Source organism: Ruegeria sp. CDSB013, assembly GCF_059611165.1.
Map to the genome: position 1 here is coordinate 43,709 of NZ_JBXWPA010000020.1, position 10,366 is coordinate 54,074.

The 10,366-nt window shown below is 58.6% G+C and carries 8 protein-coding genes; 6 read left to right on the plus strand and 2 right to left on the minus strand.

The features are described from left to right. Nucleotides 1-4 precede the first annotated feature (4 nt). The gene (locus AC2FJF_RS22935) at nucleotides 5-994 is read left to right on the plus strand and encodes a sterol desaturase family protein (RefSeq protein WP_496727337.1); all 990 of its coding nucleotides are present in this window, start codon (nucleotides 5-7) and stop codon (nucleotides 992-994) included. Here AC2FJF_RS22935 and AC2FJF_RS22940 read toward each other — a convergent pair. Beyond that, nucleotides 991-1,932, minus strand: coding sequence for a GlxA family transcriptional regulator (locus tag AC2FJF_RS22940; RefSeq protein ID WP_496727338.1), 942 nt, complete (start codon nucleotides 1,930-1,932; stop codon nucleotides 991-993). The two genes, AC2FJF_RS22935 and AC2FJF_RS22940, sit on opposite strands and share 4 nt — an antisense overlap. A 78-nt stretch (nucleotides 1,933-2,010) precedes the next feature. On the opposite strand from AC2FJF_RS22940, the gene AC2FJF_RS22945 reads away from it, so the two are divergent. Genes AC2FJF_RS22945 through AC2FJF_RS22955 form a run of 3 tightly spaced genes read left to right on the plus strand, consistent with a single transcriptional unit; the run spans nucleotide 2,011 to nucleotide 5,979 of the window. Further along, complete coding sequence (locus AC2FJF_RS22945; protein ID WP_496727339.1) at nucleotides 2,011-3,171, plus strand: acyl-CoA dehydrogenase family protein; 1,161 nt, start codon at nucleotides 2,011-2,013, stop codon at nucleotides 3,169-3,171. Between the two features lie 16 nt (nucleotides 3,172-3,187). Beyond that, nucleotides 3,188-5,203, plus strand: a complete 2,016-nt coding sequence (locus AC2FJF_RS22950; RefSeq protein ID WP_496727340.1) for an acetate--CoA ligase family protein — start codon at nucleotides 3,188-3,190, stop codon at nucleotides 5,201-5,203. Next, the gene (locus AC2FJF_RS22955; protein ID WP_496727341.1) at nucleotides 5,200-5,979 is read left to right on the plus strand and encodes a carnitinyl-CoA dehydratase; all 780 of its coding nucleotides are present in this window, start codon (nucleotides 5,200-5,202) and stop codon (nucleotides 5,977-5,979) included. The genes AC2FJF_RS22950 and AC2FJF_RS22955 overlap by 4 nt, the downstream gene beginning before the upstream one ends. A 5-nt stretch (nucleotides 5,980-5,984) precedes the next feature. Here AC2FJF_RS22955 and AC2FJF_RS22960 read toward each other — a convergent pair whose 3' ends face one another. Then, nucleotides 5,985-6,617, minus strand: a complete 633-nt coding sequence (locus AC2FJF_RS22960; protein ID WP_496727342.1) for a class I SAM-dependent DNA methyltransferase — start codon at nucleotides 6,615-6,617, stop codon at nucleotides 5,985-5,987. A 90-nt stretch (nucleotides 6,618-6,707) separates the two neighbouring features. Between AC2FJF_RS22960 and AC2FJF_RS22965 the strand changes: the two genes are divergently transcribed. Then, on the plus strand, nucleotides 6,708-7,553 hold the full coding sequence (locus AC2FJF_RS22965) for an SDR family oxidoreductase (protein WP_496727343.1): 846 nt from the start codon (nucleotides 6,708-6,710) through the stop codon (nucleotides 7,551-7,553). A gap of 270 nt (nucleotides 7,554-7,823) precedes the next feature. Continuing rightward, nucleotides 7,824-10,025 (plus strand): catalase/peroxidase HPI, encoded by a 2,202-nt coding sequence (gene katG, locus AC2FJF_RS22970; RefSeq protein WP_496727344.1) that lies wholly within the window; start codon nucleotides 7,824-7,826, stop codon nucleotides 10,023-10,025. Nucleotides 10,026-10,366 lie beyond the last annotated feature (341 nt).

Sequence of the window (10,366 nt, forward strand, 5' to 3'; positions counted from 1 at the left end):
CACCATGACCGACACGACTCAGAACCCCGAATCCGCCCGTTGGCACTATCACCCCGACGGCCCGGTAAGTTTAAACCCTTTGTTTAAATGGCCGCCGCGCCCCGCTGAAGTGCTGAAATGGTATAGCGGAGCGTGGCTGCAGATCACGGCATTGACCTTGTGCCTGTCTCTGGCCGTCATCGCCTATGCGTTCTTCTTTCCCTCGCTTGAAGCAATGCAAACCTTCGCGCCCGGGTGGATGTTTCGCATCTGGTTATTGAATATGGTGCCCCAGATTCTTGTCGCGGGTAGTCTGCATTGGTGGCTGTACATGCGAAAAGGACAGGGCATGTACAAAAAGTTTGATCGCCGCGATCTGACCCGCAACAATGGTACGTTCACATTCCGCAATCAGGTTCTGGACAATATCTGGTGGACGCTGGGCAGCGCGACGACCGTCGCGACGGTTTATCAGTGGGTTATCTACTGGGCGATGGCCAACGGGTATGTGCCCACAGTGACATGGTCCGGTGCGCCAGTGTGGTTCGTGGTCTGGATGGTGTTCATCCCGATGTGGTCGGGGTTGCATTTCTATTGGGTTCATCGGCTCGAGCATCACCCGAAGCTATATAAATACGTGCACGCCGTGCATCATCGGAACGTGAACATCGGGCCCTGGTCGGGAATTTCGAACCATTGGTACGAGAACCTGTTGTACTTCACGACTTATTTCATTCACCTGATCGTGCCGTCGCACCCACTGCACGTTCTGTTTCACGCGTACTTTCAGCAGGTTAGCCCCGTTCTGTCCCATTCCGGCTTTGAAAAACTAAAGGCCGGAGATACGGATGCGGCCCGCGCCGGGGACTTCTTTCACCAGCTGCATCATCGGTATTTCGAGTGCAACTACGGCACTTCTGAAATCCCGTTCGATAAGTGGTTCGGCACCTATCACGACGGATCAGCCGAGGCGACGACGCGAACAAGGGCGTACAAGAAACAGATGTATACCTAGTCGGCCCGCAGCGCGCGCGGCGTGGTTCCAAACTCGGCCTTGAAGGCGCGTGTCAGAGCGCTGGGATCGTCATAGCCCGCGCGCAGGGCAACTTCACCGATGCTCAGGTCGGTTTCCGCCACGAGTTTGCGCGCAAGATTCAGGCGCAGGCGGCGATAGACCTGAGCAGGGCCTGCACCCAGTTCGGCTTGCATGCGTACAGACAAGGCTTTCTGCGACCGGCCCACTCGGTTTGCGATTTCAGATACGGGCAGGGGGTTTTCAAGATGTTCCTGCATCAGGGCTAACGCTTTGTTCACGTAACCGCTGGTCGCACCAGCGCCGCCCTTGTGCGAACGCGCGGAATCGCGGGTCATAAACAGCTGCGAAACTTCGAGCGCCAAGGCCTGCCCCTGATCCCGCCCAATCAGGTGCAAGACCAGATCAAAGGCCGCCATTGCCCCGGAACAAGTGATGCGATTGCGGTCAACGACATAGCGCTCGCGGTGGGCTTCGACATCGGGGAACCTTTCTGTAAATCCGGTCAGCTCTTCCCAGTGTATCGTGGCGCGATGCCCGTCCAGCAGCCCTGCTTGCGCCAAAAGCCAGCTGCCAGTGTCGAGGCCCGCCAGCACTTTGTACCGCTGATCCGCAGAACGCAGGCCTGAAAGGGTGCGCCACCCGCCATGCGCGCGGAATCCATAAGATGGCATGACCATCAGCATGTCCCCACTGGCGATCTGGAGTGGGCGATGCGGCGCGACCTGCAGCCCGGATGAGGATGTCACCGGACCACCCTCCAACGCAAGGAACTGCCAATCGTACAATTTGCGACCAGCCAGAGTGTTTGCAGCCCGCAGCGGCTCGACCGTATTGGCCAGACAATGGTTCGAGAATCCGTCGAACAGAAGAACCCCGATTTGCTGCGGTGCAGAGGGTGATTTAGTCCATTCTTGCATGGTAAACTTCTATTTCTGCACGTTTCAAATGGCAAGCCGCGTCAGAATATGCCGCAACGCCAGATGTGGAGACGCCCGATGCAATATGGATTGTCCGACGAACAAGAGATGATCGTCTCTACGGTTCGCAGCTTTGTGGAAAACGAAATCTACCCGCATGAGGCGCTGGTCGAGCGCACCGGCGAAGTCCCGGAGGAGATCGCGGATGAGATCAAGCGCAAGACGATTGAGCTGGGTTTTTATGCCTGTAATTTTCCCGAAAGCGTCGGTTGTGCAGGGTTGAACCATCTGGAGTTCGCGCTGGTCGAGCGTGAGCTGGGCCGCGGATCCATGGCGCTGAACCACTTCTTCGGGCGTCCTCAGAACATCCTGATGGCGTGTGAGGGCGAGCAGGTCGAACGATACCTGATGCCCGCCGTTCGCGGTGAAAGGATGGACGCGCTGGCGATGACCGAACCCGGTGCCGGGTCAGATGTTCGTGGAATGAAGTGCGCCGCGGTGCGGGATGGCGGAGACTGGGTGGTCAATGGCACCAAGCACTTCATCTCGGGCGCGGAGCACGCGGATTTCATCATCGTTTTCATCGCGACCGGAGAGGACCAGACGCCTAAAGGTCCGAAAAAGCGGATAACGGCGTTCCTGGTGGATCGCGGAACGCCCGGTTTCACCATCCGGGACGGGTACAAATCGGTCAGCCATCGCGGTTACAAGAACATGGTTCTTGATTTCGACGATTGCCGTCTGCCGGACGCCCAGGTTCTGGGTGAGGTCGATGGCGGGTTCGAGGTGATGAACACATGGCTTTATGCGACCCGTATCACGGTTGCTGCCATGTCCGTAGGCCGCGCACGCCGCGCTTTCGACTATGCGCTGGACTATTCCGCCACGCGCGAACAGTTCGGCCAGAAGATCGGCAAGTTTCAGGGCGTGTCATTCCAAATCGCAGACATGATCACCGAGATTGACGCGGCGGACTTGTTGACGCTGGCCGCTGCGGATCGGCTGGACAAAGGGTTGCCTGCAAATCGCGAAATTGCTTCGGCCAAGCTCTATGCCTCGGAAATGCTCGCGCGGGTCACCGATGCTGCCATCCAAATCCACGGCGGCATGGGTCTGATGGACGATTACCCGCTTGAGCGGTTCTGGCGCGACGCGCGGGTCGAACGTATCTGGGACGGGACCAGCGAAATTCAGCGCCACATTATCAGTCGCGATCTTCTGAGGACACTCGGTGCGTGATGGAGGGGGCCGCCTGATGTCTTCCCTGTCACGCGTTTTGCACCCCACATCCATCGCTGTGATTGGCGGCGGCGCCTGGTGCGTCTCAGTGATCGAACAGGCCCAGAAATTCGGGTTTCAGGGCGACATCTGGCCGGTCCACCCCAAAGCCGGTCAAATCGAGGGTCTGAGTGCCTTTGCACGCCTTGAGGACCTTCCAGCGGCCCCCGACGTAGCCTTTGTTGGCATCAACCGTCATGCAACGATCGAGACTGTCGCGGTCCTTTCGGCCATGGGGGCCGGGGGTGCAGTGTGTTTTGCCTCGGGATTTACCGAAGCGCATGCCGAGGACGATCAGGGTGCAGATTTGCAGGTCCGTTTGGTGCAGGCCGCAGGCGAGATGCCGATCCTCGGGCCAAACTGTTATGGCTTCGTCAACGGGCTAGACCGTGCCGCTGTTTGGCCCGATCAGCACGGCATGCGACCGGTAGATCGCGGTGTGGCGATCCTGACGCAAAGTTCGAACATAGCGATCAATATGACGATGCAGCGCCGGGCCTTGCCGCTGGCCTTTATGCTGACCAGTGGGAACCAGGCGCAAACCCATCAGGCCGACATCGCCTCGGCCCTGTTGGATGATGACCGGATCACCGCGGTAGGTGTCCACATTGAAGGCTTCGGTGACCTGCGTAAATGGGAGGCGCTGGCCAAAAAGGCGCGAGATCGTAACGTGCCGATTGTTGCGCTGAAAGTGGGCCGGTCCGCCCATGCACAGGCGGCGACGATTTCTCACACTGCATCATTGGCCGGAGGCGACGCGGGCGCGCAGGCATTTCTGGATCGCCTTGGGATCGCGCGTTTGGATGACATTCCCAGTTTCCTGGAATGCCTCAAGCTGCTGCACGTGACCGGGCGCTTAGACAGCAACGGTTTGGGGTCGATCAGTTGCTCAGGTGGTGAAGCAAGTCTGGCTGCGGACATGGCCGAGGGGCGCAATCTGCACTTCCCGCCGTTGTCGCAAGCACAAAAAGCTGACCTGCGCGATGCCTTGGGGCCGATGGTGGCCTTGGCGAACCCGCTGGATTATCACACCTATATATGGCGTGACACGCCAGCCATGACCCGCGCTTGGACTGCTATGATGGGGCCGGAACAGGCCCTGACTATGGCTATTCTCGACTATCCGCACACGGATGCGACGGATTGGGAATGCGCCACGCAGGCTGCTTTGAATAGTGTTGCTCAGACGGGGCGCCCCTTTGCGGTAACGGCGACTCTGCCGGAGCTTTTGCCCGAAGACGTGGCACAGCGATTACTCGATGGCGGTGTTATCCCTTTTGCCGGATTGCACGAAGCGCTTGCGGCAATTGAGGCGGCCGCGCGGCCGCAAGCAACGGAGGCCGAACCGGTCCTGTTGCCCTCGGATACCGTTGCGGATCATGTTCTGACCGAAGCAGAAGCCAAGCAGGCTCTTGCGGAATTCGGTGTTTGTGTACCGCACAACGTTGTGGTGACGCCGGATCTGGCGAAACAAGCCTCTGCCGCGCTGACTGGTCCTTTTGCGATCAAGGGCGTCGGGTTGGCGCATAAGTCTGAACATGCGGCCGTGCGCCTAGAGGTTCACGCTGATGCCGTGGCTGAAGTCGCGGCGGAAATCGGAACCGAAGAGGTCCTTATTGAGGAAATGGCTGTTGGCGGCGTGGCAGAATTGTTGGTCGGCGTGACCCGAGACCCGGCGCATGGACTTGTTCTGACGCTGGGTGCAGGGGGTGTGTTGACTGAAATCCTGCGCGACACGGTTTCACTTTTGATCCCATCCTCTCGCACCGCGGTGAAAGAGGCGCTGGGTAATTTGAACTGCGCCCCCTTGCTGGCGGGATATCGCGGCAAACCAGCGGCAGAGATTGAGGCCATCCTGGACGCTGTCGATGCGGTGCAGGCCTACGTCATTGCCAACGCATCCCATGTCAGCGAAGTTGAAATAAACCCACTGATCTGCACACCGGACCGTGCCATAGCGGTGGATGCTCTGATCCGAAAGGCAAGTATATGAACCCGGTCAAAACCAAGCGCGATGGCGCAATTCTGGAAGTCACTTTGGACCGTCCCAAAGCGAACGCGATTGATTTGGCGACCAGCCGTGTCATGGGCGAAGTGTTTCGTGATTTCCGTGATGATCCCGATCTGCGCGTCGCCATCCTGACCGGTGGCGGCGAGAAGTTCTTTTGCCCCGGTTGGGATTTAAAAGCAGCCGCTGACGGGGATGCCGTGGACGGAGATTATGGCGTTGGTGGCTTTGGCGGGTTGCAGGAACTGCGGAACATGAACAAGCCCGTCATCGCCGCCGTCAACGGGATAGCCTGCGGCGGCGGGCTGGAATTGGCCCTGAGCGCCGACATGATCCTTGCCGCGGACCACGCCAGTTTCGCGCTGCCGGAAATCCGGTCCGGCACAGTGGCAGATGCCGCCAGCGTCAAACTGCCCAAGCGCATCCCTTATCACGTGGCAATGGAACTGCTTTTGACCGGACGCTGGTTTGACCCCCAAGAGGCTAAGAACTGGGGATTGGTGAACGAAATCGTGCCGGGCGATCAACTGATGGATCGGGCATGGGAACTGGCGCGTCTTTTGGCCAGCGGTCCGCCTTTGGTTTATGCCGCAATCAAAGAGATTGTACGGGATGCTGAAGACTCCAAGTTTCAGGATGCCATGAATCGGATTACCGGGCGGCAATTGCCGACGGTTGATACCCTCTATGGCTCTGAAGACAATCTAGAAGGCGCCCGCGCTTTTGCTGAAAAGCGTGATCCCATGTGGAAAGGTCGATAGTCGGCCTAAGCGCGTTCGAACAGGGCTATCAGCGCTGTGTCATCCTTGTTGGGGCCAGATGCAAGATCGCCATAGATGCGAACTTCGGGCAGGGTCAGGTTTCGAATCCGGCCTTGCGCCAACCGGTGCAGGGTTTCGGCAAATCCCAGCTTTTCATAATGTTGGGCATTGATCGACAGCGCGAATTGAGCACCGGGGCGGGCCACACGCAGCAGTGCAGTCAAAGCTTCTGGCCCGAGGTGGCCATGGGTGAATGAACCGGATGAAACGATTCCGGAGTAACTTTCGCGCGGCACCGGGATGCCTTCGTTCAGATCGGCCTCAATGGCGTCGCGGTAGATATCCTTGCGCATGGCCTGATCCAGCATCTCGGCGCTGATATCGGTGGCATCTATCGGTCCCACACCCAGCCGGGCCAGAACCGCGCCGCACAGGCCAGTGCCTGCACCTACATCAAGCACAGGCCCTTGCCCGCCGGCGCCGACAAAGGCGCGGGCGGTATGGATGTGCAGCTGATAGTCCTCGCGCGTGGCAAAGCCTTCGTCGTAATCCCCGGCCCATTCAGCATAGAGACGCTTGTGGTCTTCCGGGGAATCCAGCGCGTAGGCGGCATGCAGATCTGGTGTTTTGTCACTCATACCCAAAAGAAAGGCGCATTGGGGGATTCGAATCAAGTATCCTTGGCAGAGTTCTTGCATCTGGCGAAATTGCGGATCATCTAAGAGCGTATGACAGGCACACTATTTTCCTTCGGTCACGGGTACTCGGCACAGGCCTTGTCCCGTCAGTTGCAACCCCATGGTTGGCGTATCTTGGGTACGACGCGTGATCCGGCCCAATCGCAGGTGGTCAAGGCGTCCGGCGCAGAGCCGGTGATTTGGCCGGGGCAAGTGCCACAGCTGGATGGGGTGACGCATCTTTTGATCTCGGCTGCGCCAAACGCGGACGGAGATCCGGTTCTGGGTGCATTGGCGGATGAGATTGCGGAACGGGCTGCGCAATTCAAATGGGTTGGCTATCTTTCGACCACGGCCGTGTATGGCGATCATCAGGGCAACTGGGTCGACGAGGTCACCCCTGCTACGCCCACGGCGCAGCGCGGCAAATGGCGGGTGCAGGCGGAAGAGCAGTGGCAGAACATCCCCGGCTTGCCGACACACATCTTTCGCCTTGCGGGCATCTATGGTCCCGGTCGCGGGCCGTTTTCCAAGCTCAAGCGTGTTGGTATGCGACGTATCATCAAGCCGGGGCAGGTCTTTTCGCGCATTCATGTCGCTGACATTGCCCAGGTTCTTGCCGCGTCCATGTCCGCGCCCAATCCGGGGGCGATTTACAACGTATGTGATGATGAACCCGTTCCACCACAGGATGTCATCGCCTATGCGGCCGAATTGCAGGGACTGCCGTTGCCGCCCGAAGTACCCTTTGACGAGGCCGACATGACCCCCATGGCGCGCAGCTTTTACAATGAGAACAAGCGGGTGAGAAACGATCGGATCAAGGATGAGCTGGGAGTAAACCTGATGTACCCGAATTATCGGGTTGGACTGCGGTCGCTTATGACCGGTAACTGAGCTGTCGGCTTGATTTCCGGTGATGCGCCCCGGATGCTTGGTGATAGTTTTTGGTTATCAGAACCATCCATAAAGAAAACTTATTTGCATGGTTCGAATTTGCTAGGTCTGGCGGTGACAAGACAAGAGTCGCCGATACCTTTGACAGAATGTGCGCAATCCAAGCCGCGCATCTAAAAGAGGTAAAAGTGTCATCTATATATGTTCTTGATCGCCCGCGTTTTCTCACCGCGCGAACGAGCCGGATTTTAGCCAGGATTGGAGATCGACATGGACGGAAGTGATAACCCTAAAACAGGCGGATGCCCTGTAATGCACGGCGCAGGAACCCGGTCAAACCGGGATTGGTGGCCGAACCAGCTGAACCTGTCGATCCTGCACCAGAATTCGCCTGCGTCGAACCCGCTGGGGCCTGATTTCGACTACGCTGAAGAATTCAAGAAGCTGGACATGAAGGCGCTGAAAGAAGATCTGTACGCGCTGATGACCGATTCTCAGGATTGGTGGCCTGCCGACTATGGTCATTACGGCGGTCTGTTCATCCGGATGGCCTGGCACAGCGCCGGTACATATCGCACGGCGGATGGCCGTGGCGGTGCCTCGACCGGGAACCAGCGCTTTGCGCCACTGAACAGCTGGCCGGATAACGGCAACCTTGATAAGGCGCGCCGTCTGCTGTGGCCGATCAAGCAGAAATACGGCAACCAGATTTCCTGGGCCGACCTGATGATCCTTGCCGGCAATTGCGCCATTGAATCCATGGGCGGCAAAACATTTGGCTTTGCTGGTGGTCGCGCGGATATCTGGGCGCCTGAAGAAGACATCTATTGGGGTTCCGAAACTGAGTGGCTTGCCCCCACCGACAACCCGCACAGCCGGTACACTGGTGAGCGCGACATGGAAAACCCACTGGCCGCCGTTCAGATGGGCCTGATCTATGTGAACCCCGAGGGCCCGGACGGTGAACCAAACGTGCTGGCCTCGGGCCGTGATATCCGTGACACCTTTGGCCGGATGGCGATGAATGACGAGGAAACCGTCGCACTGGTTGCAGGTGGCCACACCTTTGGTAAGGCGCACGGCGCGGGTGATCCTGATCTGGTCGGCCCCGAACCCGAAGCGGCACCGATCGAAGAGATGGGTCTTGGCTGGATCAACAAGTTCGGTTCGGGTGTCGGTGACGATACCACAACCTCGGGCATCGAGGGCGCATGGACCGCGAACCCGATCAAATGGGATAACGGCTATTTCGACCTGTTGTTTGGATATGAGTGGAACCTGACCAAAAGCCCCTCGGGCGCATGGATCTGGGAACCGATCGGGGTCAAGGAAGAAGACATGGCCCCGGCGGCCGGTGATCCGACCAAGAAGGTCAAAACCATGATGACCACCGCCGACATGGCGATGCGCATGGATCCGATCTATGGCCCGATCTCGAAACGCTTCCACGAGAACCCGGAAGAGTTCGCAGATGCCTTCGCGCGCGCCTGGTTCAAGCTGACCCACCGCGATATGGGGCCGCGGTCGAACTATATCGGTTCGGAAGCCCCGACCGAAGAGCTGATCTGGCAGGACAACGTGCCTGCGGTGGATCACGACCTGGTCGATGATGCCGATGTAGCGGATTTGAAAACCAAGATCGCTGCATCCGGTCTGTCGGTGTCCGAGCTGATTTCGACCGCATGGGCCTCGGCCTCGACCTTCCGCGGTTCGGACAAGCGGGGCGGTGCCAACGGCGCCCGTATCCGTCTTGCGCCTCAGAAGGATTGGGACGTCAACGAGCCAATGAAACTGTCCAAGGTGCTGGATGCGCTGACAGGCGTTCAGGAGGCGTTCAACGGCGCGCAGTCGGGCAACAAGAAAGTGTCGCTGGCCGACCTGATCGTTCTGGCCGGTGCCGTCGGCATCGAGCAGGCTGCGAAAGCTGGCGGTCAGGATGTCGAGGTTCCGTTCACCCCGGGCCGCACCGATGCATCGCAAGAGCAGACCGATGTGGACAGCGTCGCAGTCCTGGAGCCCGCAGCAGACGGTTTCCGCAACTACCAAAAGGCCGACTACACCGTCTCGCCCGAGGAGTTGCTGGTCGACCGCGCACAATTGTTGACCTTATCTGCACCAGAGATGACGGCACTTGTCGGTGGCCTGCGTGTTCTGGGCGCCAACTTCGGTGACGCCAAGCATGGGGTGTTCACGGATCGTGTGGGTGTACTCAGCAATGAATTCTTCACCAACATTCTGGACATGGGCACCGAATGGAAACCTGCCGGCAAGGACGTCTATGAAGGTCGTGACCGCGCCAGCGGTGAGGTCAAATGGACCGGTACACGCGTCGATCTGGTCTTCGGTTCGAACTCGCAACTGCGGGCGCTTGCTGAGGTCTACGGTCAGACGGGTGCCGAGGGTAAATTCGTCTGTGACTTTGTCTCGGCCTGGAACAAGGTGATGAACGCGGATCGATTTGATCTGAAGTAAACCGACGATCATCGCAGAGGTAGCGCCGCCCGAGGGGACTCGGGCGGCGTTTTCTTTGGGTCGAGCCCCGCGGGCATACCAAGCATTGGGTACGATTTCGCCCAAAGCCTTGACTAACCCGCGCGTCACGCATCGCCCAGCCCTGTTTCTTACCCAAATTATTAAGCTAACTTATTGTTTTCATTAACATGGGCGAGTTTCTGCGGAGAAATGTGAAGTTTTTTCAAAATGGGGGTTGCAGGTCCCAGACCTAATCCGTAAATACCCCTTCACCGGCGCTGCTGAGGCGGTGCTGACGGGTCGGAGAGACGGCCGGACGGGTTGGAGAGACAGCCGGACGC

Bases quoted from the DNA above. Each gene is read 5' to 3' on its own strand.
- AC2FJF_RS22945 (WP_496727339.1), top strand. From the start codon at position 2,011: ATGCAATATGGATTGTCCGACGAACAAGAGATGATCGTCTCTACGGTT.
- katG (WP_496727344.1), top strand. From the start codon at position 7,824: ATGGACGGAAGTGATAACCCTAAAACAGGCGGATGCCCTGTAATGCAC.
- AC2FJF_RS22955 (WP_496727341.1), top strand. From the start codon at position 5,200: ATGAACCCGGTCAAAACCAAGCGCGATGGCGCAATTCTGGAAGTCACT.
- AC2FJF_RS22935 (WP_496727337.1), top strand. From the start codon at position 5: ATGACCGACACGACTCAGAACCCCGAATCCGCCCGTTGGCACTATCAC.
- AC2FJF_RS22950 (WP_496727340.1), top strand. From the start codon at position 3,188: ATGTCTTCCCTGTCACGCGTTTTGCACCCCACATCCATCGCTGTGATT.
- AC2FJF_RS22940 (WP_496727338.1), bottom strand. From the start codon at position 1,932: ATGCAAGAATGGACTAAATCACCCTCTGCACCGCAGCAAATCGGGGTT.
- AC2FJF_RS22965 (WP_496727343.1), top strand. From the start codon at position 6,708: ATGACAGGCACACTATTTTCCTTCGGTCACGGGTACTCGGCACAGGCC.
- AC2FJF_RS22960 (WP_496727342.1), bottom strand. From the start codon at position 6,617: ATGAGTGACAAAACACCAGATCTGCATGCCGCCTACGCGCTGGATTCC.